Annotated in this window: 35 protein-coding genes, 1 tRNA gene and 1 pseudogene; 7 read left to right on the forward strand and 30 right to left on the reverse strand. The window is 63.7% G+C overall.

What is annotated here, in order from left to right:
* Nucleotides 1-58 precede the first annotated feature (58 nt).
* The 27 genes and pseudogenes from HWV23_RS02915 to HWV23_RS03045 all read right to left on the reverse strand — a co-directional run bounded on the left by HWV23_RS02915 (nucleotide 59) and on the right by HWV23_RS03045 (nucleotide 17105).
* Nucleotides 59-1558, reverse strand: a complete 1500-nt coding sequence (locus HWV23_RS02915; protein ID WP_178288927.1) for a TrkH family potassium uptake protein — start codon at nucleotides 1556-1558, stop codon at nucleotides 59-61.
* Nucleotides 1555-2892, reverse strand: coding sequence for a Trk system potassium transporter TrkA (gene trkA / locus HWV23_RS02920; RefSeq protein ID WP_178288928.1), 1338 nt, complete (start codon nucleotides 2890-2892; stop codon nucleotides 1555-1557). Before trkA ends, HWV23_RS02915 begins: the two co-directional genes overlap by 4 nt.
* 114 nt (nucleotides 2893-3006) lie before the next feature.
* Complete coding sequence (gene secY / locus HWV23_RS02925) at nucleotides 3007-4491, reverse strand: preprotein translocase subunit SecY (protein ID WP_178288929.1); 1485 nt, start codon at nucleotides 4489-4491, stop codon at nucleotides 3007-3009.
* Nucleotides 4491-4991, reverse strand: a complete 501-nt coding sequence (locus HWV23_RS02930) for an uL15m family ribosomal protein (protein WP_178288930.1) — start codon at nucleotides 4989-4991, stop codon at nucleotides 4491-4493. Before HWV23_RS02930 ends, secY begins: the two co-directional genes overlap by 1 nt.
* Nucleotides 4991-5455 carry a 50S ribosomal protein L30 gene (locus HWV23_RS02935; protein ID WP_178291596.1) on the reverse strand — a complete coding sequence of 155 codons (465 nt, stop codon included), beginning with the start codon at nucleotides 5453-5455 and terminating at the stop codon, nucleotides 4991-4993. Before HWV23_RS02935 ends, HWV23_RS02930 begins: the two co-directional genes overlap by 1 nt.
* The gene (locus HWV23_RS02940) at nucleotides 5455-6087 is read right to left on the reverse strand and encodes a 30S ribosomal protein S5 (protein WP_178288931.1); all 633 of its coding nucleotides are present in this window, start codon (nucleotides 6085-6087) and stop codon (nucleotides 5455-5457) included. The genes HWV23_RS02935 and HWV23_RS02940 overlap by 1 nt, the downstream gene beginning before the upstream one ends.
* Nucleotides 6084-6635 (reverse strand): 50S ribosomal protein L18, encoded by a 552-nt coding sequence (locus HWV23_RS02945; RefSeq protein ID WP_178288932.1) that lies wholly within the window; start codon nucleotides 6633-6635, stop codon nucleotides 6084-6086. Before HWV23_RS02945 ends, HWV23_RS02940 begins: the two co-directional genes overlap by 4 nt.
* Nucleotides 6635-7084 carry a 50S ribosomal protein L19e gene (locus tag HWV23_RS02950; protein WP_178288933.1) on the reverse strand — a complete coding sequence of 150 codons (450 nt, stop codon included), beginning with the start codon at nucleotides 7082-7084 and terminating at the stop codon, nucleotides 6635-6637. The genes HWV23_RS02945 and HWV23_RS02950 overlap by 1 nt, the downstream gene beginning before the upstream one ends.
* Nucleotides 7081-7794 carry a 50S ribosomal protein L32e gene (locus tag HWV23_RS02955; protein WP_178288934.1) on the reverse strand — a complete coding sequence of 238 codons (714 nt, stop codon included), beginning with the start codon at nucleotides 7792-7794 and terminating at the stop codon, nucleotides 7081-7083. The genes HWV23_RS02950 and HWV23_RS02955 overlap by 4 nt, the downstream gene beginning before the upstream one ends.
* Nucleotides 7794-8327, reverse strand: a complete 534-nt coding sequence (locus HWV23_RS02960) for a 50S ribosomal protein L6 (RefSeq protein WP_178288935.1) — start codon at nucleotides 8325-8327, stop codon at nucleotides 7794-7796. The genes HWV23_RS02955 and HWV23_RS02960 overlap by 1 nt, the downstream gene beginning before the upstream one ends.
* A gap of 3 nt (nucleotides 8328-8330) precedes the next feature.
* Nucleotides 8331-8723, reverse strand: coding sequence for a 30S ribosomal protein S8 (locus HWV23_RS02965; protein ID WP_178288936.1), 393 nt, complete (start codon nucleotides 8721-8723; stop codon nucleotides 8331-8333).
* A gap of 2 nt (nucleotides 8724-8725) precedes the next feature.
* Nucleotides 8726-8893, reverse strand: a complete 168-nt coding sequence (locus HWV23_RS02970; protein ID WP_178288937.1) for a 30S ribosomal protein S14 — start codon at nucleotides 8891-8893, stop codon at nucleotides 8726-8728.
* A complete protein-coding gene (locus HWV23_RS02975) occupies nucleotides 8890-9420 on the reverse strand; it encodes a 50S ribosomal protein L5 (RefSeq protein ID WP_178288938.1) in 531 nt (176 codons plus the stop codon). Before HWV23_RS02975 ends, HWV23_RS02970 begins: the two co-directional genes overlap by 4 nt.
* On the reverse strand, nucleotides 9417-10124 hold the full coding sequence (locus HWV23_RS02980) for a 30S ribosomal protein S4e (RefSeq protein ID WP_178288939.1): 708 nt from the start codon (nucleotides 10122-10124) through the stop codon (nucleotides 9417-9419). The genes HWV23_RS02975 and HWV23_RS02980 overlap by 4 nt, the downstream gene beginning before the upstream one ends.
* Nucleotides 10121-10477 (reverse strand): 50S ribosomal protein L24, encoded by a 357-nt coding sequence (gene rplX, locus HWV23_RS02985; RefSeq protein WP_178288940.1) that lies wholly within the window; start codon nucleotides 10475-10477, stop codon nucleotides 10121-10123. Before rplX ends, HWV23_RS02980 begins: the two co-directional genes overlap by 4 nt.
* A gap of 2 nt (nucleotides 10478-10479) precedes the next feature.
* On the reverse strand, nucleotides 10480-10878 hold the full coding sequence (locus tag HWV23_RS02990) for a 50S ribosomal protein L14 (protein ID WP_178288941.1): 399 nt from the start codon (nucleotides 10876-10878) through the stop codon (nucleotides 10480-10482).
* An 11-nt stretch (nucleotides 10879-10889) separates the two neighbouring features.
* Nucleotides 10890-11222, reverse strand: a pseudogene (locus HWV23_RS02995) (30S ribosomal protein S17); the annotation flags it as partial.
* Nucleotides 11213-11491 carry a ribonuclease P protein component 1 gene (locus tag HWV23_RS03000; RefSeq protein ID WP_178288943.1) on the reverse strand — a complete coding sequence of 93 codons (279 nt, stop codon included), beginning with the start codon at nucleotides 11489-11491 and terminating at the stop codon, nucleotides 11213-11215. The gene HWV23_RS03000 and the pseudogene HWV23_RS02995, both read right to left, overlap by 10 nt.
* The gene (rpmC, locus tag HWV23_RS03005; RefSeq protein WP_178288944.1) at nucleotides 11488-11697 is read right to left on the reverse strand and encodes a 50S ribosomal protein L29; all 210 of its coding nucleotides are present in this window, start codon (nucleotides 11695-11697) and stop codon (nucleotides 11488-11490) included. The genes HWV23_RS03000 and rpmC overlap by 4 nt, the downstream gene beginning before the upstream one ends.
* Nucleotides 11698-11699: 2 nt before the next feature.
* Complete coding sequence (locus tag HWV23_RS03010) at nucleotides 11700-12638, reverse strand: 30S ribosomal protein S3 (RefSeq protein WP_178288945.1); 939 nt, start codon at nucleotides 12636-12638, stop codon at nucleotides 11700-11702.
* The gene (locus tag HWV23_RS03015; RefSeq protein ID WP_178288946.1) at nucleotides 12638-13105 is read right to left on the reverse strand and encodes a 50S ribosomal protein L22; all 468 of its coding nucleotides are present in this window, start codon (nucleotides 13103-13105) and stop codon (nucleotides 12638-12640) included. Before HWV23_RS03015 ends, HWV23_RS03010 begins: the two co-directional genes overlap by 1 nt.
* Before the next feature lie 2 nt (nucleotides 13106-13107).
* Nucleotides 13108-13530 carry a 30S ribosomal protein S19 gene (locus HWV23_RS03020; protein ID WP_178288947.1) on the reverse strand — a complete coding sequence of 141 codons (423 nt, stop codon included), beginning with the start codon at nucleotides 13528-13530 and terminating at the stop codon, nucleotides 13108-13110.
* Nucleotides 13527-14258, reverse strand: a complete 732-nt coding sequence (locus HWV23_RS03025; protein WP_178288948.1) for a 50S ribosomal protein L2 — start codon at nucleotides 14256-14258, stop codon at nucleotides 13527-13529. The genes HWV23_RS03020 and HWV23_RS03025 overlap by 4 nt, the downstream gene beginning before the upstream one ends.
* Before the next feature lie 2 nt (nucleotides 14259-14260).
* The gene (locus tag HWV23_RS03030; RefSeq protein WP_178288949.1) at nucleotides 14261-14509 is read right to left on the reverse strand and encodes a 50S ribosomal protein L23; all 249 of its coding nucleotides are present in this window, start codon (nucleotides 14507-14509) and stop codon (nucleotides 14261-14263) included.
* Complete coding sequence (rpl4p, locus tag HWV23_RS03035) at nucleotides 14506-15252, reverse strand: 50S ribosomal protein L4 (RefSeq protein ID WP_178288950.1); 747 nt, start codon at nucleotides 15250-15252, stop codon at nucleotides 14506-14508. Before rpl4p ends, HWV23_RS03030 begins: the two co-directional genes overlap by 4 nt.
* Before the next feature lie 3 nt (nucleotides 15253-15255).
* A complete protein-coding gene (locus HWV23_RS03040; RefSeq protein ID WP_178288951.1) occupies nucleotides 15256-16266 on the reverse strand; it encodes a 50S ribosomal protein L3 in 1011 nt (336 codons plus the stop codon).
* A 5-nt stretch (nucleotides 16267-16271) separates the two neighbouring features.
* On the reverse strand, nucleotides 16272-17105 hold the full coding sequence (locus tag HWV23_RS03045) for a putative RNA uridine N3 methyltransferase (protein ID WP_178288952.1): 834 nt from the start codon (nucleotides 17103-17105) through the stop codon (nucleotides 16272-16274).
* A 202-nt stretch (nucleotides 17106-17307) separates the two neighbouring features.
* Here HWV23_RS03045 and HWV23_RS03050 point away from each other — a divergent pair.
* Nucleotides 17308-17378: transfer RNA gene (locus HWV23_RS03050), tRNA-Gly, on the forward strand.
* 54 nt (nucleotides 17379-17432) lie between these two features.
* On the opposite strand, the gene HWV23_RS03055 is transcribed toward HWV23_RS03050, so the two are convergent.
* Nucleotides 17433-18335 (reverse strand): alpha/beta fold hydrolase, encoded by a 903-nt coding sequence (locus HWV23_RS03055; protein ID WP_178288953.1) that lies wholly within the window; start codon nucleotides 18333-18335, stop codon nucleotides 17433-17435.
* A gap of 110 nt (nucleotides 18336-18445) precedes the next feature.
* Between HWV23_RS03055 and HWV23_RS03060 the strand changes: the two genes are divergently transcribed.
* The 5 genes from HWV23_RS03060 (at nucleotide 18446) to HWV23_RS03080 (ending at nucleotide 23871) form a co-directional block, all read left to right on the forward strand.
* Nucleotides 18446-18757, forward strand: coding sequence for an MTH1187 family thiamine-binding protein (locus HWV23_RS03060; protein ID WP_178288954.1), 312 nt, complete (start codon nucleotides 18446-18448; stop codon nucleotides 18755-18757).
* A gap of 150 nt (nucleotides 18758-18907) precedes the next feature.
* Complete coding sequence (locus HWV23_RS03065) at nucleotides 18908-19486, forward strand: DUF2150 family protein (protein WP_178288955.1); 579 nt, start codon at nucleotides 18908-18910, stop codon at nucleotides 19484-19486.
* A gap of 37 nt (nucleotides 19487-19523) precedes the next feature.
* On the forward strand, nucleotides 19524-21125 hold the full coding sequence (locus HWV23_RS03070) for a hypothetical protein (RefSeq protein ID WP_178288956.1): 1602 nt from the start codon (nucleotides 19524-19526) through the stop codon (nucleotides 21123-21125).
* Nucleotides 21126-21193: 68 nt separating this feature from the next.
* Nucleotides 21194-22537 carry a hydroxymethylglutaryl-CoA synthase gene (hmgB, locus tag HWV23_RS03075; protein ID WP_178288957.1) on the forward strand — a complete coding sequence of 448 codons (1344 nt, stop codon included), beginning with the start codon at nucleotides 21194-21196 and terminating at the stop codon, nucleotides 22535-22537.
* Between the two features lie 53 nt (nucleotides 22538-22590).
* Nucleotides 22591-23871, forward strand: a complete 1281-nt coding sequence (locus HWV23_RS03080; RefSeq protein WP_178288958.1) for an outer membrane protein assembly factor BamB family protein — start codon at nucleotides 22591-22593, stop codon at nucleotides 23869-23871.
* A gap of 92 nt (nucleotides 23872-23963) precedes the next feature.
* Here the strand turns inward: HWV23_RS03080 and HWV23_RS03085 are convergent, their stop codons facing one another.
* On the reverse strand, nucleotides 23964-25208 hold the full coding sequence (locus HWV23_RS03085; protein WP_178288959.1) for an NAD(P)/FAD-dependent oxidoreductase: 1245 nt from the start codon (nucleotides 25206-25208) through the stop codon (nucleotides 23964-23966).
* A 199-nt stretch (nucleotides 25209-25407) separates the two neighbouring features.
* Between HWV23_RS03085 and HWV23_RS03090 the strand changes: the two genes are divergently transcribed.
* Nucleotides 25408-26004, forward strand: coding sequence for a DUF6149 family protein (locus HWV23_RS03090; protein ID WP_178288960.1), 597 nt, complete (start codon nucleotides 25408-25410; stop codon nucleotides 26002-26004).
* Here the strand turns inward: HWV23_RS03090 and HWV23_RS03095 are convergent.
* The gene (locus HWV23_RS03095; RefSeq protein WP_178288961.1) at nucleotides 26001-26252 is read right to left on the reverse strand and encodes a hypothetical protein; all 252 of its coding nucleotides are present in this window, start codon (nucleotides 26250-26252) and stop codon (nucleotides 26001-26003) included. The two genes, HWV23_RS03090 and HWV23_RS03095, sit on opposite strands and share 4 nt — an antisense overlap.
* Nucleotides 26253-26268 lie beyond the last annotated feature (16 nt).

The following is a 26268-nucleotide window of genomic DNA, read 5'->3' on the forward strand; positions in this document are numbered from 1 at the left end:
AAACGTCCTCCATTGCCGGCATCGTCTCAGGCGGCCATAATAAACGAGGTGGCATCGGTCAGGACGTCCAGAACGATTTCGTGAACAACACCAGGACGGGGATGATTTCGATGCGGCCAATCCACATCAGCACGATCATCACGAACCGGGTCGACCGCGGATAACTGGCGTAGGTGCCGTAGGGGCCGGCGTCGCCGAAGGCCGGCCCGATGTTGAGGAACGTCGAGGCCGCGCCGCCCATCGCCTCGAACTCCGTGACTGTCCCCGCACGGGCGCCGTCGACGACGATGATGACCGTCAGGAGGAAGAAGATGATGAGGCTCAAAAGCAGGTAGGCGAAGATGTCGCGAATCGTCTCCTCATCGACGGAGTTCCCACTGACGCGAACCGGGCGCACCGCCTCGGGATGGATGCTGGTGAACAGCACGCGCTTCAGCGATTTGACCGCGACCAACCATCGGAGCGATTTGATAGAACACGTCGTCGACCCCGTCATCCCGCCGATGAACATACAGAGGAAGAGGACGTGTTTGGCGGCGGGCGACCAGAGGTCGAAATCGGTGCTCGCATAGCCCGTCGTCGTCACGATGGAGGCGACGTTGAACAGGGCGTGTCGAAGCGTTCCCTCGGCGCCGTACTCGATGGTGGGGTCGAACAGGATGCCCGCGACGACCAGCGCCGTCCCGACCCCGACGACGCCCAGATAGAAGTGGAACTCCTCGTTGCGGAGCAGGCGCATCGGGTCGCCGTTGATGGCGAAATACAGCAGGACGAAACTCGTCGACCCGACGAGCATGAACGGGATGACCGCCCACTGGATGACCGGCCTGAAGGCCCCGATACTGTCCGGTTCCGGCGAGAAGCCAGCAGTCGATACCGAGGTGAGGGCGTGGGCGACGGCGTTGTAGAGGCCCATGTTCGGCGCCAGTCCCACGAGATGCAAGCCGTAGTAGACGCCGATGGCAAGCAGCGTCAGCGCGCCGTAGAGACCCCACAACAGCTGTGCCGTCTGTGAGATACGCGGGGTAAGCTTGTTGACGTTCTTGGTCTGGGTTTCGGTCTCCATCAGTTGGGCGCCACCGACGCCGAGTTCCGACAGCACCGCCGTCACGAGAACGAGGATACCGAGGCCGCCCAACCACTGGAGGACCTGCCGCCACATCAGAATCGACTTCGAATGGAGCGAGAAATCCCGGAGGACGGTCGCCCCCGTCGTCGTCAGCCCGCTCATCGACTCGAACATGGCGTCGACCGGATGGGCGAGGATACCCGTCCCCGAGACGTAGAAGGGTATCGCGCCGACGGCAGCCACGAGCAACCAGATAAGCGAGACGGCCAGAAACGCCTCCCGCGGCCCGAGGTTTCCGGGGTCGCCCGGCAGTTTCCGCAGTGCGGTCCCGGCAACCAGCGTCACGGCGATGGCGGCGAGGAAGGGAACCGACGACTCACCATAATAAAGCGCGACGGCAAGCGGGAAACACAGCGGCGCGGCCAGATAGGTGAGGACGCGCCCCGTGAGGTCGAGGCTGGCCCGCCAGTCGACGCGGAGTTTTATCATACCCTCGAGGTCAACTCGTCGACGAACGACGTCTCGACGAAGACGACGATATGGTCGCCCGGTTCGAGCACCGTATCACCGCGCGGAATGATGTTCTCCCCGTTTCGCGTAATCGCCCCGATGACGATGTCCCCTTCGAGGTCCGCGACCGCTTCCTGTATCGGCCGCCCGACGAGCGCACAGCCATCCGAGAGTTCGAACTCCAGAACCTCCGCCTGGTCGTTTTCGAGCACAGAGACGTTCTCGGCGACCCCCTCGTGGGTAAAGCGGGTGATCTCCTCGGCGGTGACCTGGCGGGGGTTGATGGCGACGTCGATACCGATTTCCTCGAACAGCGGGACGTACGACGCGCTGTCGACGATGGCGACAACGCGGTCGGTGCCGAGCCGTTTGGCCAGCACCGACACGAGCAGGTTCTTCTCGTCGGAATCCAGCGCCGCGACGACGATATCGGCCTCGTCGACGTGCTCGCGGGCCAGAAATTCGGTGTCGGTCGCGTCGTGTTCCATCACGAGCGTGTTCGGCAACTCCTCGGCGAGATACCGCGCGCGGTCGTGGTCCTGTTCGATGAGACGCGGCTTGAGGCCGCGTTCTTCCAGCAGGCGGGCCGTGTGATAGCCGATCTCCGATCCGCCGATGATGACGATTTCGTCGGCCTCACCGGGCGTCGTTTTGGGCGCGAGGTCCGAAGCGAACTCCTGGACGCTGGCCGGGCTCCCGATGACGACCGCGCGGTCGCCCGCCTGAATTTTCGTCGACCCCCGGGGCAGTATCATCTCGCCGTCGCGGAACAGGCCCGCGAACGTCAGTGACTCGAACCGGTCGGCCTCCGCGACGGTCTGGCCGGCGACGGGACTGTCCTCCATGATCTGGAACTCGGCCATCTGGACCTTCCCGCCCGCGAAGGGGTCGACGTCGACCGCTGCGGGCAGTCCGACGACCCGGACGATGTTCTCGGCGCTCAGGAGGTCCGAACAGACCATGAAATCGACGCCGAAGGCCTCCTCGGTCATCTCCCACGTCCGCAGGTACTCGACGCTCTTCGTTCGGGCGATGGTGAACGGGTTCGCCAGCGTCTTGGCCGTCTCGCAGGCGACCAGATTCGTCCGGTCGTCGTCCGTGCTCGCGATGACCATATCCGTATCCTCGACGCCGGCCTGTCGGAGCGTCGACAGCGACGTGCCGTCGCCCGCGAGGGTCATCACGTCGAGTTCGTACTTGAGTTGCTCGGCGCGGTCCGCGTCGATGTCGATGACGACGACATCGTGGGATTCGTCGAGGCTGTCCGCGATGGACGTTCCGACCTCGCCCGCCCCGATAACAACGACGTGCATACCACCTACGAGTTGGGCCGACGGTAAGTCGGTTACTATCGATTTGGGACGCTCCCACTCGTCGTGCGGACGGTCAGGCGGATTACGGAGCCAAAAAAGAACGCGACGAATCGGTTACTCGTTGCCGAACATCTGCCGCATCATCGGGTGCATCTCCATCATCTGCTCTTCGGCAATCTCCTCGTAGAGCTTGTAGGTGATGGAGACGGTCAGCAGGAGGCCGGTCCCGGTGACCTGCCCGATAGTACCGAGCATGTTCGCCATGACGGCGAGCAGCCCGACCAGCGCACCGCCGATGACGGTGACCTGCGGGATGTAGCGTTCGAGCACCTTCTCGGTGACGCCGGGCGACTGCCGGAAGCCGGGGATCTGCATCCCGGAGTTCTGGATCTGCTTGGCGGTCGCACGCGGGCCCATGCCCGTCGTTTCGACCCAGAAGATGGCGAACACCGCGCCGCCGACCAGCATGAACGTCAGGTCGACGCCGACCCGGATCATGATCTGCCACGGCTCCGCGGATGTCTGGCCGAGCCACCACATCCAGTCTTCCGGCGAGTAGATGGGCGCGATGTAGTAGAACAGCCCACCGGTCGGTTCCGCGAACCCACCGCCTTCGGGGCTGGTGTAGTCACCGAGCCACAGCGGCATGCCGGTCCACTGGGCGTTGAGGATGCGGCCCAGGAACTGAATGTTAGCCTGCAGCGCCCGGACGAGGATCATCGGCAGGACGCTGGCGTAGATGAGTTTCACCGGGAACCGTCCCCGGGCGCCCTTCACGCGGGCGTGGCTGAGGGGAATCTCGACCCGGACGGATTCGGCGTAGACGACCACGACGAAGATGAGTACCGTCGTAATCAGCGCCAGCAGTTCACCGGGGCCGATGAAGAGGTCGACCAGACCGGACTGCGTCAGCGGCGAGCCCATTTGGACCTCGCCGGTGAGGATACCCCACCAGCGGGGGAAGAAGCCGACGTAGCCGGCATCGATTCCCTGCCAGGCGATGAACCCACCGATGAGCCGCTGGCTGATACCTGCGATAATGAACAGGCCGATACCGGAGCCGACGCCCCATTTCGAGACGACCTCGTCCATGTACAGGATGAGCATCCCGCCGACGAAGATCTGGGCGAACATGATCCAGCCCAGCGCCGTCGACGAGATGCCGAGCGAACTGGCGATCTGTGGGCTCGGCTGAAGGAAGCCGGCGAACACCATCGGCAGGGCCGTCAGCGCCGTCATGATGATGACGAGCAGCTTCTGGAGGCCCTGGTATAGCGCCTGGTCCCGCGGGTTCTCCTCGGTGTCTAACCCGAGCAGGTCCGCACCGCCGAGCAGTTGCAGCACGATGGACGCCGTGACGATGGGACCGATACCGACCTGCAGTATCGAGCCCTGTGACCCGGCGAGGATCGTTCGGAACTGCCCGAAGATGTCGGAGTTCTGTCCGAGCCCGTAAATCCCGACGTTCGTCAGGAAGAAATACAGCACCAGAATGCCCGCTGTCCAGCCGAGCTTGCGCTTGAACGGGACGTGACCCGTCGGGCGCTTGACGGCGGGCAAGCGCGTGAGTATCGGTTCGGCGGCCTCCTTCCAGCTCATTACGCTTCCTCGTTATCCTCTTCGGATGTGTCTTTTTCGGCTTCCTCGGCGAGTTCCTCACCGCGCTCGGAGAGGACGGCCTCGCCGCCGGCGTCTTCGAGGGCCTCGGCGGCGTCCTCGGAGAAGGCGTCGGCGACGACTTCCAGGCTGTTGTAGACCTGACCGCCACCGAGCACCTTCACGACGTCGGCGTCGTGGCCGTTCTCGACGACGTCTCGGGCGTCGACGGTGTAGCCGTCGCCGGACTCCTCGGCGACGTCGTCGGCGGCGAGAACCGCGATGTCCTCGTCGAGTTCGCGGATGTTGATGGTCTCGACGTCCCGTCGCGTCTTCTGGGGACGCTTGAAACCGGATTTGCCGAGCGGTTCGTAGTTGTGCTGTTCGTGCTTGTCACGGCCCGCACGGCCGCGCCCGCCACGGTGGCCGGCGCCACGACGGTTCTTGTGGGAACCGCCGCCGTGGGTTCGGGAACCGCGCTGTCGTCCTTTCTTGGAAGTCATTATCGCATCGCCTCCAGGAGTGCGTCGATTTCCTCGGTGGAGTGGGGGCCGAGCTGGCCGCCCTCCTTGGTCGGGTGTTTGACGCCCTCGTGGCCGCCGCGGGGCGGGTGCAGACGGAGCGTCGGTGAGAGACCCTGCTCTTGGAGCTTCGTCTCCTCGTCGAGGAGCGCTTCCGCGAGCGCGGCGACGTCCTCGTAGTCGGTGTTCTCCGAAACCCACTCGTCGTCGATGTCGGCCTCGCCCTCCGCGGGTTCGCCGCGGAGTTCGATGAGCCGCTCGACGGTCTCCTGGGAGGGCTCGCCGTGAGCCACCCAGTCGTTGACCTTCGTCACCATGCCGTGGTAGGTGTCCGTATCGGGGACGAGCGTCGCGTGGTTGACACGGTGGAGGTTCAGCATCGAGAGGGTGTCCGCGACCTTCTCGCTTTGGTTGACTTCACCGCGGAGCTGAACGACTGCTTTCATCATTCGATCACCTCACGCTTTTCGAGCGTGCGCTCGGGAATCCGCGCCTCGGCCGTCGCGCGCAGGGCGTTGAACGTCGCCTTCGCGAAGTTGACCGTGGTGCGGGTGTTCCCGCTGGAGCGCGTCCAGATGTCCTCGATACCTGCGAGTTCGAGGACCTTCCGGGACGTTTCACCGCCCGCGAGACCGAGGCCTCGCGGGGCGGGTTGGAGCTCTACCTCGACGGAACCGGCCTTGCCCTCGGTGCGCAGCGCGACCGTGTGCGGACGGCCACAGCCACACTCCCAGGACCCACAGCCGCGGGAGACGTCGACGATGTTCAGCTTGGCCACGTTGATGGCCTTCTGAATCGCACCGCCGACCTGGTCGTCCCGCCCCTGCGCGTAGCCGACGAAGCCGTCGCGGTTACCGACCGCGACGACACACCGGAACTTCACGCGGCGGCCGGAGTCGGTCATCCGCTGGACCATGTTGATGTCCAGGACCTCGTCTTCCAGCCCCGGGAGGAGCTGGTCGACGATTTCCGGTTCCTTCAGCGGGAGGCCCGACTGCAGGGCGTCCCGCATCGAGGAGATCTCACCCTCTGCTACTTTTCGTCCGAGCCGCGTACGCGGCTCCCATCCGTTACTCATAGTTCATCCTCCAGGCGCTCTCGCACCTCATCGAAGTGTTCTGGTAGTTCCGTGGCGTCGAAGTCACCGGCGTAGAGACTGCCTTCCTGCTCGGCGTACTCCGCGATGTGCGAGCCGCGGGTTCGCTGCCAGTCAGCGAACACGTCCTCGTTGTGCGGAATCTCCAGGCCAGCATCGATTGCGCCTTCCTGTACTGCGAATACCTTGTTGCCGGGCGTCGCGGTGTTGAGACCGATGTCGAGAACGGCCTCTTCGAGGCCAGCCTCGACTGCGCGCTTGCCGGCAAGGAAGCCGGTCAGATACGCGGCGGGCAGATTGCCCGTCGGCGCCTCCCAGCCGAACTCTTCGAGGTCGACTGATTCGGCGCTCGCAACCGTCTCGTCACCGTTCGGGCCCGTAACGACCAGCTGCGCCCTGGTTTGGTTGTTGCTCTTGCGAGCGACCAGGCGTGGCTTGCCGGATTTCAGCAGGCGCAACCTTTGATGGTAATCCGTTCGGGCCTCGCGGCGACGCCGCATCGGCACCTTATATCGTGGTCCTGTCGCCATTATTGTTCACCGTAAGTATCGTCGATGTACCGCGTCAGGTCCGCGACGCTGTCGAATTCGCCACCGCTGGCCATGTCGTACAGTTCGCGGTACTGACTGCGGTCGATTTCGCCGTCATCGCGCAGGTCGCGGAGTTCGTTCCGCTGTGCGCGGATGCGGCTCTGCCAATCCTCCTTGTCGCTCTGTCGGGCGCCGGACTTGCCCTTCCGGGTCCCGTGACCCTTCTTGTGGCCGTAGGAGCGCTTTTCGGCGCGCTCGCGGGCCTGACCGCGGGAGTTACCCTGCGAGTCCGTCGCCTCGATGATGCCATCCTCGATGAGTTCGCGCACGTCGTCGCGCGTGATGGCGTCGGCGATCTCGCTCTGGGCGTCGGGGTCGAACCGAACGCGGGTCTCGCCGACGTCCAGAATGTCCGCTGCAAGTCGCTTCTGTGCTTTCAGGTCCGTCATTGGTCGACCTCCACTTCAACGTAGGTGGGGTTGAGCACGCGGATACCCTCTTCTTCGGCGACTTCCTCGATGCGCTCGCGCTTGCGAGCGCCGACGGTCGAACCGATACGCACCGCTTCGGTGTCGCCGTCGACACCTTCGAGGTCGTCGACGTTCTCGACGCGGACTTCCTCGAAGCCGCTGGGGTGCTTGCCGCGCACCGCCTTCGGCGTCCGGAAGCCGGCCTGGACCTTGTCGCCCTTGCCTTTGACGCCGCGTCGCTGCTTCGAGCGGTCACCGCGCGGGTTCCGCCACGAGGTCGGCGTCCGCTTTTTCTTGTGGTAGTCCTGCCGGTTGAACTGCGGCTTACCCTCGCGCTTCCGCTGCTTGAGGAGTCGCTCCTCGTTGTCGCTCAGGTCGGGCGTCTTGTCGGCGAGCCCGCGGGGCTGCAGTTCGGTTTCGACGTCTTCGGCCGGCTCTTCTTCGGCCTCTTCCGGCTCTTCTTCTTCGACTTCGGCCTCGGTCTCCTCGGCGACTTCGAGGCCGCCGACGTCGGCTTTGATACGCGCAGCGAGCGCGTTGCCGATGCCGCTGACTTCCGCGAGTTCGTCCTGGGACGCCTCGCGGACGTCGTCGACGGTTTCGAAGCCGGCCTCTTCGAGGGCTTCGGCCTTCGAGGGGCCAACACCGCTGATGTCGGTTAGTTCTTCGTAATCTTCGCTTTCGCTCATCAGGCCTCACCTCGCTCGGGCATCTCCGTGATGTACACGCCGTCCTGGAAGACGCGCGTGTCCTTGTCGGGGACGCGAGTGAGTTGTTCGATGTCGGCCGCCGTCTGGCCGACGTCCTCGATGCTGGGGCCGGTAATCGTCAGTTCTTCGCCGTCGACCGTGACCTCGGTGTCGCCGCGAATCGTCGTGCGTCGCGGCGCTTTCTCACCCAGGAAGTTCTCGATGACGACCTCGTCGCCCTCGACGTCGACCTGCATCGGGAAGTGGGAGTAGTAGACTTCCATCCCGTACTCCCAGCCCTCGGTCACGCCGTGGAACATGTTGTCGATGTGGCTGGCGAAGGTGCCGACGGTTGCCTCGGCCTTGGCGTTCGTTTCCTCGGTCTCGATGACGACGGTGCCGTCCTCGACGCTCACGCTCACGTCGGGGTACCAGAGGCGTCGCGTGACGCTCCCGTTGGGCCCCTCGACGCTGAGGTCGAGGTGGTCCATCGTCGCCGTGACCTCGTCCGGAATATCGATTTCCTTTCGCATGGTTCAGTATACGTATGCGATCACCTGGCCACCGATGCCCGCCTCTCGGGCCTCGTAGTGGCTCATGACGCCGTGGCTCGTCGTGACGATGAGTGCCCCGTAGTCGCGGGCGGGGAGGAACCGTTTCTCCCACTTCTCGAATTCGTCTGCACCCGCCGAATAGCGGGGCTTGACGGCGCCACACTCGTTGATCGCGCCTTTCAGTTCAACCTCGAATCGGCCGGATTTCCCGTCGTCGACGAACTGGAATCCGTCGATGTACCCGCGGTCGTAGAAGACCTCGAGTACCGAGCCGATTTCGTTCGAGGCGGGCTGTATCGTCTGGTCCAGATGGCCGACGCTCTCGGCGTTATCGAGGCCGGAGAGCGCGCTGGCCAGTGGGTCGTTTGTCGCCATTGTTAGCTGTACTTTTTGAAGCCCATGCCACGAGCGACTTCTCGGAAGCACTGTCGGCACAGCCAGATGTCGTACTTGCCGACGAGTCCCTGTTCGCGCCCGCAGCGCTGGCATTCCTCGAGCTGACCGGTTCGCTTTGCGGCCTGCTCGCCTGTTTCTTGTTCCGTCATTCGGAGACCTCCACGTCGTAGTTCGCTTCGAGGTACGCGATAGCGTCCTCGGCTGTCAGTCGGTGCTTCGACGGGATCGGCTGGGACATCTTGTCCCGCTTGCTCACGCGGTAACCCGGACGGACCATGTTGACGGTCACGTCGAGCCCGTAGATACCGATCTGCGGGTCGTACTCCTGGCTCGGGAACTCGGTGTGTTCCTCGATGCCGAAGCTGAAATTACCCGTTTCGTCGAACTGCGATGCGTTGAGTTCGGCGATTGCCAGCGTGGTCGAGAGGAACTCCTCGGCTTCGTCGCCGCGGAGCGTGACCTTCGCACCGATGGGGTCGCCCTCTCGGATGTTGAAGTCCTGCACCGTCTTCTTGGCCGTCGTGCGGACGGGCTGTTGGCCCGTAACCTCGCTGAGGATATCCTCAGCGGTCGCGAGCGGCTCACCGCCTTCACCGATTCCCATGTGGACGACGACCTTCTCGACGGAGGGTTCACGCATGTCGTGGAACTCCGAATCAGCGGATTCCGAGCTCATTCGTCGTCACCTCCCGTGAAGTTCTCGTCGATAACGACGACGTACTCTTCGACCGTCTCGAAGTCCTCGCCGTCGTTGGCGTCGATCTGGACGTTGTTCGACCCGGAGCCAGGCGTGACCTGGATCTGGTCGATGGTGCCGATGCGGCCGGCGTGTGCGCCACGGACGGCCGTCACCAGCGCGCCCTCCTCGTAGGTGAAGTGGGCGACGATTTCGTCGTCGTCGTTAGAGACGACGATGGAATCATTGGTGTTGTAGTCGGCGTCCTCGTCGACGAGCAGGGTCTGGCCGTCGTGCAGCGTCAGCTGCGTGTCGCCGCCAGCGACCTGCGTCTTGCCGGCGATTTTGCCGAGTTTGGAGCCTGCCGCGTCCTCGTCGATGGGGGTCAGCGAAAGCCGACCGCCCTCGTCGGGGAAGACACGGTAGAACTCCTCTCGCTCGACGAACGCCAGGATGTCGAACATCCCGACCGGACGTCGCTCGTCGGAGACAGCCTTCCCGTTGATGAGGATGCTGTCCTGGTCGAGCGCGTAGCGCGCTTCCTTCTTCGAATCGACGTAGCCGAGCACGTCACGCAGGACGATGAGGAGGGGAACCCCCTCTTCGCCGTGCGGACCCGCACCGGCCTTCGTCGTGTAGGCCTCTTCCTTCCGTTCGACCGGCCACGACTTGGGAACCGCGAGCCGTTTCTGATGCTTCGTCATTCGTTATCCTCCTCCAGTCGCGCCTCGCGGAAGTCGTCGGAGAGGTCCAGGTCCGTCACCTGAACGTTGCTGGCGTCAAGCGGCCGGGGGACCTCTTCCCCGTCGGCCGTCTCGACGGTCACGTCTTCGACGTGAATCTCCGCGGCGCGGAGGTCGACGTTGACGACTTCGCCGGACTCGCCGGCGTAGTCGCCACGCTGAACCTCCACGGTGTCGCCCGCGTTGACGCGGACGCTCCGCTGGCCGTACTCCTCGCGGAGGTCCGGCGACAGCGGCGAACGGACCTGCTTCTGCTTGTCGTGCAGCGAGGCGCGCTCCTGTCGATTGCGCTGTTTGTGTGGTTGCTCAGTCATTGCTATACGATCATTGTCGCCGTACTGGCGATGCTCCCGAACCGCTCTGCGACCTCGCGGGCGATCGGGCCCTTGAGTTCGGTCCCACGCGGTTCCTCGTTCTCGTCGATGATGACGGCCGCGTTGTCCTCGAACTTGAGGCGCGTGCCGTCGGGACGGCGGATGGGCTTTCGCTGCCGGATAACGACCGCTTCCAGCACCTGCCGCCGCATCTCGGGCGTCCCTTTCGTCACCGAGACGGTGATCTTGTCACCGAGGCCCGCCTTGGGGTGGCGGTTCTTGGTACCCGAGTAGCCGGAGATCGAGATGACCTTCAGCTCGCGGGCACCAGTGTTGTCAGCACAGGTGATGAGGGAGCCCTTCTCGAGGCCCTGCGTAACGTCAGCGTTGAGCGCTTCCATTATTCCTCACTCTCCTGTACTTCGACGACCACGTGGCTCTTCGTCTTCGAGAGCGGACGGGTCTCTGCTAGTTTCACTTCGTCGCCGACCGAGAGCGGTTCCAGTACCTCCGGCGTGTGGGCCGGAATTCGCGACCGTCGCTTCATGAGACGGTCGTATTTGGGTACGTTCACCTCGTACTCTCGCTCGACGACGACGGTACGGTCCATATCGGTCGAGACGACCGTCCCCTCGATGATCTGCCCGCGGACGGGCAGGTCACCGTAGAAGGGACAGGTCTCGTAGTCGTACTCCTCCGGATTTTCGGGTTCCGGAGGCTGTTTTACGTCGAGTCCTATTGCCATAGTGAACCTCCTTTGAGTTCGGTGCGTCGAGCGGGCCGTGCCACGAGTCGGTCGCCCTCGACGACGACTGCGGTGTCGTCGAGGTCGAACCGGAACGTCGCATCCGCTTTCGGCACCCGTTTCATCCCGTCGCTCGCCGCCACGAGCAACGTGTGCATCGTCTCGTCGACGACACGCCCGGCTATCCCGACCAAATCGGGGTTGGGCGAATCAACGACCTCGACGTCGAGGCCGGCGAGTTCGTGGCGGACGAGCGAATCGGGATTCATTCTTCCAGATCGCCCTCCTCGCGCTGAACCGTCTTGAGACGGGCGATGGTCTTTTTGAGTTCGCCGATGCGGCCCGGGTTCTCCGGGGCACCACCGGCGGCCAGGACGGCCTTCTCGTTGAGAAGTTCCGTCTCGAGCTGTTCGAGTTCCGCCTCGCGTTCGGCGGGCGTCATGTCGCGAATCTCGTCGACGTGCAGGATGGCCATCGTTATTCAGCCTCCTCTTCGTCTTCGTCGGTCTCCTCGGATTCCTCCGATTCGACGTCCTCTTCCATCTCTTCGACGAGTTCCGCGGCTTCCTCTTCGATGTCCTCTTCGAGTTCCTCCGGCTCCTCTTCCTCGTTGGAGTCCGGCGGCGAAGTCGGCGAGGAGCCTTCCTCGGATTCGACGTCTTCGTCGAGGATTTCTTCCTCGGCGAGGTCGTCGTCGGATTCCTCGGTTGTCTCCTCGATGACTTCCTCGGAGCCGGCGCCGACCGATTCGGCCTCTTCAGGCTCTTCGAGGAGTTCCTCGACGTCGCCCTCGGGCTCCTCGATGAAGTCCTCGACCTCGACGTCCTCGTAGATCTCGAAGTCGTCGGGGAGTTCGGCGTTCGGCGGAATGATCTTCACGCGGACACCGATGGTACCGAGCTTGAGGACTGCGGTTCCGACACCCTTGTCGACGATTTCCTCCGCGGGTTCGCCGTTGTGCTTGACGTAGCCGCGGTTGAACTTCTCGACGCGGGAACGGGCGCCCGTGACCTTGCCGCTCAGGATGATTTCGGCGCCGAGTGCGCCGGCATCCATGATGCGGTCGATGGTCGTGTGACCGGCCTTCCGGAAGTACCACCCACGCTCGAGTGCGTTGGCGAGTCGGTCGGCGACGATCTGGGCGTTGAGGTCCGGTTCGTCGACCTCCTGAACGTCGATTTGCGGGTCTTCGAGGTCGAACCGCTCTTCGAGTTCGGTGGTGATCTTCCGGATGTTCTTCCCGCCCTTACCGATGACCATACCGGGCTTTTCGGCCTTGAGCACGATCTGGGTGCCCATCGGCGTCTTGGCGACGTCCATGCCGCCGTAGCCCGCGCGGGAGAGTTCTTCCGAGAAGAACTCGTCGATCTGGGTCCGCTGTAGGCCGTTTTCGATGAACTGATGTTCGTCTGCCATTATTCGTCGTCCTCCTGTTCTTCGAGGATGAGTTCGACGTCGACCTGCGGGGTGTTCCACGGGGAGGCACGACCGAACGCACGCGGCTTCTGACCGGGGGATTCCCCGACCTTGTGTGCCGCAACGTGCATGATCTCCATGTCCTCGCCGTCGAAGCCCTGATGGTCGGCGTTGTTGGTGGCGTTCTCGAGCAGGTCGAGGAACGCCTTCGAGGCCTTCTCGGGGTACCGTCCAGCGTCCCAGCCCTCGATGTCGTTACGATGGCCGACACCGGAGTTGTGGGACTTGAAGGGAACCGACGCGTCCTCGTCGATGACCGCCTGCAGGTACTCGATGGCCTCGCCGGCCGTCTTGCCCTTGATTTCGCGGGCGATCTCCTTGCTGTGCTTGTGGCTCATGTGACGCTCCCGAAGCATGGCTTTCGCCGTCTTGTCCGGGTCGGCGTCGACACTGTAGCTGATTCCCATGGTTATTTGAGCGGTACGAACTTCGAGGAGCGAGTGGCCCCGATGCCTGCTTGGCCGTGTTCGACCGAGGACCGGGTGAGCTGGAACTCGCCGAGATAGTGCCCGAGCATTTCGGGTTCGATCTCGACGCGTTCGAAGCTCTGGCCCGTGTGGACCGCGAACGTCAGCCCGACGAACTCCGGCAGAATCGGCATATTCCGCAGGTGGGTTCGAATCGGGTTGTTCGCCGTCTCTTCCTCTTCGGCCTCGCGTGCCTCGTCGAGAAGCTTCTCCTGCTCCGTCGAGAGGCCCCGCTTGATGGTTCGCCGCTGTCGCGCGGGAAGCAGTTCCGCAACCTCGTCGAGCTCCATCTCCTGCAGCTCGTCGAGCGTGTGACCACGGTAGGTGAACTCACCTTCGTGGCCGATCTGGTATTCCGAGCTCATTCTTTCCCTCCTTTGCCACCACGGCCGGTCCGCTTGGAGGCGATGTCGCCCACCTTACGGCCCGGCGGCGTGTCTCGGGAGACGCTTTTGGGTTTGCCGGGGTGCTGTCGGCCGCCGCCACCGAAGGGGTGGTCGACGGCGTTCATCGCGACACCACGGACGCGCGGCCATTTGCCGCCGCGCGATTTCATCTTGTGATGCTTGTTACCGGCCTTGACGAACGGCTTCTCCGTCCGACCGCCACCGGCGACCACGCCGATGGTGGCGCGGCATTCCGGGGACAGGCGGCGCATCTCGCCGCTCGGCAACTGAACGACCGCAGCGTTGCGGTCATGGGTGAGAAGCGTCGCGGACACGCCGGAGGCGCGTGCGAACTTCCCACCGTCGCCGGGCTGTCGTTCGACGTTACACACCGGAACACCCTCGGGGATTTCCGCGAGGGGCATCGTGTTACCCGGTGCGATTTCGGCGGAGACGCCGACCTGAATCTCGTCGCCGACGGTGATACCCTCCGGCGCGAGGACGAGGCGGCGGTCGCCGTCGTCGAACTGCACGTCGGCCAGCGGTGCCGACCGTGCAGGGTCGTGTTCGATGTCGACGACTTCGCCAGTGACGATGTCGTCGTCTTCGAGCGTGCGGTGCGAGAGGTCTGCCTTGTAGCGGTGCGACGGGGCACGGAACGTGGAGGTACCGCGACCGCGTCGTTGGCCAAGGATTCTGCGTCCCATTGTTAGAACACCCCGATCCGGGAGGCGACTTCCTGCGCGTCGTCGCTCTCCGAGAGCTTCACGGTGGCTTTCTTCTCGCCGTTCATCGTGTTCTGCGTGTTCACGTCAGCGACCTCGACGTCGAACTGCGACTCGACGGCGTCGGCGATGTCGCCTTTGGACGCGTCCAGCGAACAGATGAACTGCAGTTTGTTCTCGAAGTCCATGGCGTTCATGGCCTTCTCGGTGACCAGCGGATGCTTCAGCGTCATCGTTCGGCCACCTCCTCGAGCGCGGATTCGGTCCACAGCGTGAGTCGACCGGGCGCCGTACCGGGCGCCAGGTCCTCGGCGTTGACCTCGTCGGCGGTCGCGACGTCGGCGCCCGCGAGGTTGCGGGCGGCCAGCGACGGTTCCTCGGAGGTGACGACGAGCACGGACTTCGGCTGCGTGTACTTCCGTCCACGGGTCGTCCCGCGGCCGGCACGAACCGATTTGCCGTCCTCAGCGCGCTCGATGTCGTCGTAGACACCGAGGGCTTCGAGAACGTCGACTGCGTCCTGCGTCTTCTGGAGGTCCTCGAAATCGTCGCTCACGACGAGCGGGATTTCGACGTCCTCATCGAACGCGTGACCGCGTTCTTCGACGAGGTCGCCGTCGGCGGTTGCCGCGATGGCGCTGCGGACGGCGAGTTTGCGCTCTTTGGTGTTGATATCGAGTCCACGGTCCTTCTCTGCCTTCGGCGGGTGGGCCGCACGACCGGAGACGGCCTGCGGCACCTCCCGGGCACGCCCGTTCTGTCGGGGGACGTGCGCCATCCCGCGGCCGGAGCCGGGGGATTCCGCCGGCGTTCGAAGACCCGCGTACTCGTCTGTACCGGTTTCCTGAATTCGATTGGCCTGAGCGGCGAGGACTGCGCGCTTGATGAGGTCGGGCCGGAAGGTCGTCTCGAAGACGTCCGGAAGCTCGACTTCGCCCGCGTCGTCGCCGTCCAGGTCGCGTACTATTGCCTTCATGATTTATCCCTGGTTGGAGGCGGTGGAGACGTACCGGATTTCCGGGTCGAGGCGCGGCTGGTCCGCGGGGCGGACAGCCGGCCGGAAGCGCACGAGGCGCTTGTTCGGCCCGGGCACCGAGCCCTTCACCAGCGTGTAGGCGCCGTCGACCTCGCCGTAGTTGACGAAGCCACCGTCGGGGGTGACGTCGTCGTCGCCGAGGTCGAGGAGGCGCTTGTTGAGTTCGGTCCGCTGGTGGTAGCCGGTCTGGCCCTGCTGGGGCACGGTCGACCGGACACGCGAGGGGTTCCAGGGGCCGAGGTTGCCGATGCGTCGGCGCCAGCCCTGACGGGCGTGTTTGCCCTTCCGCTTCTGGACGCCCCATCGCTTGACGGGGCCCTGCGTGCCTTTGCCCTTCGTGACGCCCGCGACGTCGGCGTACTCGCCGGCGCGGAACACGTCGGTAACGGCGTGTTCCCCGCCCTCATCGAGGAGGTCGAGCGCGAACTCGAGTCGGTCCTCGACGGAGCCGCCGCCGACGCGTGTCTCCATCACGTCGGGACGTTTCTTCGGGACGCTGGAAAGCCCGCGGGGGACGGTGTGCGTGATAACCCGCAGGTCAGCGAGGTCGCCCGCGTTGAGCGCCTCTCGGATTTCGTTTTCAGCGTCGCCGGACTGTTCTTGTGGGACGGACAGGGCCCGCTCGAGGTCCTCGTGGACGTCGTCGGTCCACGCCTCGGTCAGGGGGCGCTGTCCGTACGGTGTGTCTTCGTAAGCTCGAACGGCGACAGCCCGCATCGGTGGCGTCTCGACGACGGTCACCGGGACGGTCTGCTCCTGACCCTCTCGGGGGGAGTTGGGCTCGTCGTTAATCGACACGACGTGGCTCATTCCGGCCTTGTAACCGGCGAAACCTTGGAGCCCGGGCTGTCCCTCGTCGTCCGGCCAGGAATTGAAGCGCGGAACTTCACTGGCCGCACGGCTGCGGGGGCTGAAGCCCATCGAGCCTTTGCGTGGTCTGCTTGGTTGTGGCATTTATCTCACTCCAGTGTGAGGGGCGCGAGGGTCGCGAACAGAGCTTCCTCCGTTCGCACGACCTCACTACCCTGGTTCGGAACCGTATTGAGCCAAAGGTCGAACCGCGCAGTGGGTTCGTCGCTTCGTGCCTCCTCGCCCGGCTCGCAGTCGAGTATCTCCGGCAGGCCCCGTTCGGGGGCGCCGAAGACGACCGTCATGCCGTCGGTGGTCGTCCGTTCGACCAGTTGGTCGAGACGGTCGACCGTCAACTCCTCACCGTGTCGCGACGCGGCGATACGCGTGCCAGCGTCGGCTCGTGTGAGGGCGTCGTCGATGGTCGCGCGCTCGACGTCGAAGCCCGGTGGGACTTCGTCGACGATTTTTGCGCGGACCGGCCGTCGCGAAGAGACCCTGATGGTGACGCGCTCCCCCTCTTCGTACTCCCCGGAGGGAGCAGGAAGGGAGATCGGGTGTTGCATTCCGCAATTGACCCGGACGCGTCCGTCAGGTCCGACCTCGGTCACGATTCCCTGTCTTAACGACCCCGAACCGTCCGATCCGGAGCCGGTCTGTGAACGCACGTGGAGCGGCGGCAGGATGCCGGCGTACTCCAGTTCGTCCCGCCTGTCCCATACTTCCTTTCGGAGGTAGGGGGCTGTGGCGGCGTATTCCAGCACTGTGCTGACGAACCCGTCGCCGAACCGACCCGTTTCGCCGTCCCCGTCGGGGAAGACGATGAGTCGGTCGACCCGGAAGATGACCGCCGCGCGTGCGACGTAACCGAGTTTGCGAGTCGCCTCGCGTTTGTCCTCGGCTTCCCGGGTCAACGACGACGGCACGAGCACGCTGCGTGTCATGCCGTAACGCTTCCGTGTCCGCTCACTAGACTGTAGCGATTCTACCGAACCCATCCTTAAAAGATTCGCGGTATGCAGCAGTCGTGCGGGCCGTTCACAGCCGTCTCGGGTGGGACGGGTTACCGATGGGAGAACCCCCACACGGCGGCGGTTCCGCAAGCCTTTTACTTACTACCCCTGTACGAATGAGTGCAGACAGGGCGCGTCGGTAGTGTAGTGGTATCACGTGACCTTGCCATGGTCACAACCGGGGTTCAAATCCCCGCCGACGCACTTTCTCTGATTTCAACGTCAGTAGCCTTGTTTCTCCCTAACTCCAAGACGTGATTACGAAACCTCGAAGAAGCCGACGATCTCTTCGCTCACCACCGCCGGTTTTTCTTGCTGCATAAAGTGACCTGTACCGCGCACGCGCGCAATGCGACAATCGTCGATGATTTCGTCGGCGTGCTCGAAGAGGTCGGGGCCGATACAGCCGTCCTGTTCGCCCGCGAGGACGAGCGTCGGCGTTCGAATCGGCGGTACCTCGTCGATGGAAGGCCAGTCTCCGCGGATGAGCGAGGAGATGGACGACCCAACGATATCCCGGTAGTACTGGAGGGCGGCCTCAACAGTGCCCTCCGCGCGGAAGGTCTCTTTGACCTCGTCGATACGGGTGTCGGAGTAGTCCCAGTTCGGACTCCAGGTTCCCCAGAGGAACTCGACGAGCGCGAAGTCCCGCCAGCGGAGCGCCCGCTCGGGGACGTCGGGCACCTGGAAGAACCACATGTACCAGCTGCGCAGGAGCTGTCTGGGGTGTTTCTGCAGGAGGGCGTCGAAACCGGGCGGGACGGCCATCGTCGCCATCCGCTCGAACGCATCGGGGTCGACGCGGTCGGCGGCGTAGGCGGCGACCGCGCCCCAGTCGTGGCCGACGAGATACGCGTCATCGACGTCGAACCGCTCAGAGAGCGCGGTCTTGAGCGCGACGGCGTCCCGTCCGAGCGCGGTCGCCGAGTAGTCGCCGTCAGGCGCGGGGTCGGTGGGGCCGTAGCCGCGCATGTAGGGCGCGACGGCCGTATAGCCCGCGTCGGCGAGGTTCAACATTATGGGCACCATCGACCCGGCATCGTCCGGGAAGCCGTGGAGACACAGCGCGAGTCGGTCGCCGTCGCCCACGCGAAGACACTCGAATGAGATGCCGTTGGCGTCGATGGTATGGCGTCGAATCCGTTCCGTGTCGGAGCTCATATCCAAGTGGTCAGGCGCGTCTCATAAGTGATTTACCGGCGGGAAGCCGCACGGAGGCTGGCTGCGCGGCCGTCATGCGCTTATAACACGTTCGGGCGCCAACATCCGGTATGGCTGTCGTTGCACTACTCAGCGTCGCACCGGTCATCGAAGACAGTATGGCACGCGAGGTCGCCAAGGCCGTCGAAGCACTCGATGACTACGACGTTGCCTACGAGACGAACCCGATGGGGACGGTCATCGAGGCCGACGACATCGACACCCTGCTTGCGGCGGTCGGCGCGGCCCACAAAGCCGTCGACGGCGACCGCGTCAGCACGTTCCTGAAAATCGACGACAAGCGGACCCGCGACCAGCGCGCGCGTGAAAAAGTAGAGGCCGTCGAGCAGGAACTCGGGCGGCCCGCTCGCAGCGAGGACTGAGACGGACCGTTGTAACGGTTTCCTGGGTATCGTCCGTACGCGTCGACGATATCCAGTAAAAGACTACAACGGTTGGTATACGGAGTGCGCACAGTTAGCGTTCGGTAGGACAAGGAAAAGGCATATCCCCCATCCAGCACACCTTCCAGCATGAGCAATCCCCCCAGCGAGTATTACACTGAAGAACGGTGGAACAACTGGCTCGACCGGCTTCGAGAAGAAGAAATCGACCCCGAGGACGAGGAGTCGGCGCGCCTGCTTTTGAACCTGCAGGACGACGCGGCCATCGCCATCGCGAAAATCGTCACCGACTACGAGGACGGCGAACTCGACGAGGAGGCCGCCGTCGAGGAACTCGCCCGCATTCGAGATATCGTTCTCTCGGAAGTCGACTTCGACGACGAGGAGAAACTCATGCTGGTCGACGGCGTTCAGACTTCGCTGGTCTGTGTCTTCTACGCCGCCGAGGAGTACATCGCTGGGGGACCCACCGAGGAAGGCACCGTCGTGGACTACATCCGCGCCGCGGCCGACGCCGAAGCCGAAGACGACGCCGACACTGCCCTCGCCTACTGCGCACAGGCTGGGACGCTCCTGTTCGCGGGCGAGGAACTCGACATGGACGTCGCCGAGGAAATCGAATACGGCCTCGTCGCCGAGTGGGTCAACGGTCTGGACTCGCTGGCAACCGCGCTTGCGGACCCCGAAGTTATCGACGAGGACGAGTAGGGAGTACGCTTTTATTCCCGAGGTGCCATTTCGCGGTATGGTATCCGGGGACGACGAACGTGGGCAGTCCGTCCTAATCGGTTCTATTCTTCTGTTTGGGTTTCTCGTCATCGCCTTTACGGGCTATCAGGCCGTCGTCGTCCCGAATCAGAACAGCGACGTCGAGTTCGAACACTTCCAGGATGTCGAAAATCAGTTCACTAGTCTCCACACTAACATCGTCAACGCGATAGAAAGCGACACCGAGCGGGCGGTGAGGATCGACCTCGGCATGCGTTACCCCTCTCGGCTTATTGCCCTGAACCCACCACCAGTAGATGGGCAACTTCGAACGACTGCCGCGAGGGATGTCACGGTCGCCGACGGTAGCGGACAAGAAATCACGGCCGATGTTTGCGGCCAAGCCGCGACTTCGCGGTCGTTAGTGTATTCGCCGGGCTACAACGAGTTCCAGAACGCTCAGTCGATTACGTACGAGAACATGTTCTCCGCGAGGACCTATCGGGATGGAGCCGTCTACGGGGAACAGCGACTCGTTAGAAACGACAATATCGACTTGTTGCTGTTGAACGGGTCGGTCTCGGAAACGAAAGGTGGCACGTACAGCCTCAACATCAACGGGTCTCATAGGTACCGAAAACCAGGGAAAGTGACGGACCCGACAATCACGCTTCCGACTCAGTTCTCCGCGGGAGTCTGGAACGATGAGATTTTGGAGGGACAGAACGGCGTGACGGCATTGCAAAACGGGTCAAACCACGTCGACCTCTCGTTTACTGGCGATTATAGTATCTCGTGTGCTGTCGCAGGGCTTAACGATGATCCTGAGTTCGTGCCGCCGAAAGCAGGGGAAGCCGGTGTCAACAAGACCTTCGACACAGAGTGGGCCGAGGCAGATGGCCAACCGGTCAACGACGATACCGTGGTCGGCATCCAACCCGATGAGACGATAACTACGACTGTAGAAGTTGTCGGGCAAGAATCAAGGAACCCGATAGAGCAACTGAATGTCAGTAATGACCTCCACGTGGCAGGAGACACAAACGCGTTCGATAGTTTCAGCTTCCCCGGAGCGCAGGAGACTGATTCTAATGGGCAGGTCGAAGTGAACGTCACGGCGGCGGGGTCAGGTAGCGCCAGTGTGGGGGATAGATTCGAAACCTACGTCACCGCTGGCGACGATAGCGATGTCCTTGTTTTCGAGATCAAGGAGCGGACGATGGCGGAAAGGCTCCAGTTCCAGTCTGGGAGCGGAGAGACGTTCGATAACGGCAATTCTGGTGTTCGGTTCACGATGGAGAATACAGGTTCGGATGGAACGACTGTCACCGAGGCCGCTTTGGTGAGTACGACCGCCGATGCCACATACGTTGAAAATCGGAACGGGGGGGATACATTCCGAACCGCTGGCGGAACCCGATTATACCAGAACAGACTCGATATCGGAGACTCGACGACAACGCTAGATAATCAGTTCACAATTTCTAGTGGCGGAGAGGTAACGTTAGAACTCACCCAATTCAGAAACGAGAACGCCCCAGGCGGAGGGCAAGACAGAGTCGGTATGGGAAGCCAAGAAGTCACGGTGCGGTTCGTCTTCAGTGACGGGAGTGAAGGCGAGTACACGATATCGACGTAATCAATAGTTCGACATCTGTCGAACTTACCGTCGACAAACCCTTATATCCCTCTCCCAACCACCCATACATGACAGATACACCGGTCGGTATCGATGCCATCGAAATCCATACCGGCAAACTGAAACTGGACCTCGCGGAGACGTTCGCTCCCGCGATGGGCGATTCGCCGGAGAAGTACACGAAGGGGCTCGGTCTCCACGCCAGTTCCTTCCCGGACACCTACGAGGACATCGTCACGATGGGGGCCAACGCCGCCCACCGGCTGATGGACCGGAAGGGCCTCGAACCGGACGATATCGGCCGTATCGACGTGGCAACGGAGTCGGCCTTCGACCACTCCAAGCCCGTCTCGACGTATATCGCCGGCTGTCTCGAACAGCGCTTCGAGGGGAATTTCCACCACGCGAACAAGGGCGAGCGGAAGTTCGCCTGTGTCGCCGGGACCCAGAGCATCGACGACGCGTACAACTGGATTCGCGCCGACCGCCACCGCGGCCGCGCGGCGCTGGTCATCGCGACCGACACCGCCCTCTACGCGCGTGACGACCCCGGCGAGTCGACGCAGGGTGCCGGCGCCGTCGCCATGCTCATCGACGAGGACCCGAACCTCGTGGAACTGTCGACTGAGCAGGGCTACGGCAGCGCCGACGAGACGGACTTCCTCAAGCCCCAACAGCAGTTCCCGAGCGTCGACGGCAAGCGCTCGGTGAAGGTTTATCTCGCCCGCATGCGCGAGGCGCTGGTCGACTACGAGCGCGTCGGCGGCACCATCCACCCCGACGACTTCCGACTCGGGCCGTTCCACACGCCCTTCCCCGGGATGGTCCGGAAGGCGGCCGTCCTCGCGTACCGTCACATCACACGCGGGACCGACATCGAGGACGAACTCGCCGAGGATATCGGCAAGCAGCCCCGCCGTGAGGCCTTCGACGACGAGGAGGCGTTCATGGACGCGCTGGCCGACTACACGGACGAACTCAAGGAGACCGACCACTACCTCGAGTGGTACGACCGGACCATCGACCCGACGCTCGACATCGCCCGGCAGGTCGGCAACTGGTACACCGGCTCGGTCCACGTCGCCCGCGTCTCCGGGCTGAAGTCTTTGGCCGAAGCCGGCGAGGACGCTGTCGGGCAGAACCTGCTCGTCGGCTCGTATGGCTCCGGCGCGCAGGCCGAGATTCACGTCGAGACCGTCCAGGAGAACTGGCTCGACGAAATCGACGCGCTCAACATCGACGAGCAGCTCGAAAACCGCTACGACCTCACCTTCGAGGAGTACGAGGACGTCCACGACGCCCACAACTACGACGAGGACTCCTCGGTCGAGGAGTTCACCGCGCCCGACGGGGAGTTCGTCTTCGACGGCTGGGGCCGCATGGGCGAGCGGAAATACCGCTACGTGGAATAGCCGGACCCGACGCATCGACTTCTTTTAAGTCGCGTAGCATGCAACGGCCCTGTATGAGTCCCCAATCCCGCAGACGATTCCTCCAAACAGGCGCTGCTGTCGGCGCGCTGGCGGTTGCGGGCTGTTCCGACGTCTCCGGCGGGACGCGAGAGGCCGCCCAACGTCAGGTCGAGACTCCGGTACAGCCATCCGATGAAACGTGGCCGACGTCGGGGTACGACCATCGAAACACGCGATATGCTTCGGCCGCTTCGCCCCCGTCCGAAAGCCCGACGACCGATTGGTCCGTCCCCATCGACGGCGTCGTCACCGCTGTCGTCGTCGGCCCGGACTACGTCTACGCGAGTTCCACCGAGGAGACCGTCGCTGTCGCGCCGGATGGCACCGAGCAGTGGCGGGCCGGGGTCGGCGGCGGACTCTCGTATATCGACCACCGACTCTACGTCAGCGCCGACGACCTCGTCGCCCTCGATGCCGCGTCGGGGCGGGAGGTGTGGCGGGGCCTCACCGGGGAACCAGACCCAGGAGGGGTGTACGAAGCAAAGGGCACGGTGTACGTCACCAGCAACGGGGGGTTCTACGGCTTACATTCGGATTCGGGGGGCCAGCGGTGGCGAATCGAAACGGCTCGGTATCCGGGCCTCGTCGCCGATGAGCGCCGGGTGGGCCTGGTCACGAACGAGCAGGTGCGGTTTTTCGCTCCTGGGGAGGTCGATGGGGGATTGCTCGAAAATACGCGACCGCGAGTGACCGAGACGATACGGTCGAGTTGGCGGCCCGACGTGTACTCCGCAACGCTACTCGATGACACGCTGTTCGTCCCGCAGTACGGCGACCGGCTTTTGGACGTGAACGCGGCCGTCAGACGGTACAACCTCGCCGTCACTGATGAGCGATGGATGACGCCGTTCACCTGGGCCGGAATCGGCACTATCGCCGTCGACGACGAGTGTGTCTATGCGGCGCCGTATCGTGCGACGACGGACCCACCCGAGGGGTCACTCGTCGCTCTGGACCGGAAGCGTGGAACCGAACGGTGGCGATACGACGGCGCGATGCTCGGAACGCCGGCCGTCGGCGGCGCTGTCGTCATAGCTGGTGGGGCTGACCCGGGGTCGCCGAGCGTCTGTGTTTCGTCGGATTCCGAGGACGATTCGGAATGCTCGGACGGGAAGCCACCCGCCGAATCGGGGGTCCTTCACGCGTTCGATACGAGAACCGGCGAACGGCTATGGACGATACAACCGGGGGCGTCCCACGGCGGGTATCCCCTCGCGCTCGCCGAGGGCCGTGTCTACTACGGCGATGCAACGGGCGTCCACGCGCTCGTGTGAGACCGGGACGTTCGAGCGTCGTCGAGCAAGGATGGCGGGAGAATAGTGGGCGTCGGATACGGCAGGGCGAACTACGGGCGCCGATACCGGACTTATTCGGCGGGCGCGGCTTCCTCGAAGGCGTCGACGTCGATGGATTCCGCGAGGAGGAGTTCCTTCTTGTCGCTGACGTCGACCTGCTGGCGGGCGAGCTTTTTGAGGCCCGACTGCGGCGCGAGGTCGCCGATGAGAACGCCGCCGATGACCTTGCCGTCCTTGAGGACGACGCGGCGCCAGGTGCCCTCGTCGTATTTCTTCTCGACGTACTCGTCGCCCAGCGTCGGATGGCCGAACGAGAGGAACGGGAAGTCGAAGTGGGTAATCGAATAGGAGGAGACCCATTCGAACCGTTCGGCTTCGGCGTCGGCGACCATGTTCTGGCCGGCGATGGAGCCCTGTTCCTTGGCCGACCCCCACGCGCCGTTCTGGGCGCGTTCGCCCAGAATTACGTCGTGGAACTGCGTGATGTCGCCGGCCGCATAGACGTCCTCGACGTTGGTCTGCATGTACTCGTCGACGACGATTCCGTCGTCCATTTCGAGGCCGGAGCCCCGGAGGAATTCGGTGTTGAAGTCGAGGCCGATGGCGACGCCCGCGAAGTCGGCGTCGAAGCGCTCGCCGTTGGGGTCGATAGCGGCTTCGATGTGGCCCTCGTCGTCGGTCTCGAAGTGGTCGACGCCGGAGTCGAAGACGGGCGTGACGTTCTTCTCTCGCAGCGCGTCGTGGATGATTTCGGCGCCCTCCTCGCTGAGGGCGTAGCGCCACCACGCGTTGCCGCGCATCAGATAGTGGGCTTCGACGTCCTGTGCGCCGCAGATGGCGGCGAGGTCGATGCCGAGCAGGCCGGCGCCGACGATGACGCCGTTTTCGGCGGCTTCGGCGTCTTCCTTGATGGCGCGGGCGTCCTCGAAGGTCCAGAAGTGGTGAATGCCCTCGGCGTCGCTGTTGTCGACCGGCAGTTGGGTCGGGGTGCCGCCGGTGGCGACGAGCAGTTTATCGTACTCGTAGACGTCGCCCTCGTAGGTGTGAACCTCGTGGGCGTCGGTATCGACGCTCGTGACGACGGTATTGAGCTGGAGGTCGATATCGCGCTCGTCGTACCAGTCGGGGTCGTGGATGGAGACGGGCGCTTCGGGCAGTTTGCCCTTGGCGAACTCCTTGATGAGAATCCGGTTGTAGAGAGCTTCCCCCTCCTCTGTAATGACGGTGACGTCGGCATCCGGGTCGGCCTCGCGGATGGTTTCGGCTGCCGATGACCCGGCGATGCCGTCACCGATTATTACGTGGGACGCACACATGTCCAGCCGTAGGAATCCATGCTTAATGTGAATTGCTATGTAGGGATTCTACACTCCTTGCGGCGTGTTCACGGACACCTGTAAACCGATTCGGGATATTCCACTACTGTTGTACAGCACGGATTCGATAGAGTTACAGCTGGAAATACCGGCTTCCGCAGACCGGAGGTTCAAGGACATCTGGCCCGTACGAAGGGACATGAAACTCCGGCAGAACCCACGACACTGGGCCTCGAAGAAGGCGCTGACGACGCCCGGTATCCGCGGCGCCGCCAACTACGCGCTGGTCAAACTCCACACGAAAATCTTCCTCGACAAGGCCGACGAGGCCCACCGTGAGGAACGCCGCGACCACCTCGACGATTTCTTCGATGCGACGATGGACGCCTACGTCGCCGCCCTCCAGCAGGACTACACCGAGGCCGAAGCCCGCGAAATCACACACATTCAGGCCAACTTCGACTTCTTCAACTACGGCTGGACGGAGATGATGGAGTTCCCGGGCGACGAACTCGAGGACCACTACCGCCGCTACGAGGACTTCTTCTCCGAACACGGTATCACCATCGACGACCCCCTTGGCGAGTTCCAGCCGGCCGGCGGCGTCGCCGGGGCACCGAAGACGCCGGAGAAACGCGAGGCAGGCGAATACGAAAACGCCATCGAGGGCTTTGCCGACGATGTCTACGTCGAAACCCACGAGGGCGAGACGGTCGTCGGAGGCGATACCGACGAACCCGAGGTCAGCGTCACCGATGCGCCGGGCGTCAGCGACGACGACGCCAAGGCCGACTAAGCCGTCTCGGGGCCTGCATCCACGGTTCGGTGGCAGTCACCGGTGAGGCGGCAGGCGAGTTGGCGGGCTTTGCGAACGATTCGCCCCGACGCGACGCCGACCGTCGCACCGACGACGGCGGCAGTGGTCACCGCGGGATGGGCGGCGAACACCAGCAGTCCGAGGAAGCCGCCGAGGATGACGGCCGTCACAGCGAGGTAGGCGCCGAGCGAGGCGGCGGACCGACGGGCGTAGTCTCTGTCTCTCATACATGTGAAGACAGGG

Origin of the sequence: Natronomonas halophila, from assembly GCF_013391085.1 — an archaeon.
In the GTDB taxonomy this organism is placed as follows: domain Archaea; phylum Halobacteriota; class Halobacteria; order Halobacteriales; family Haloarculaceae; genus Natronomonas; species Natronomonas halophila.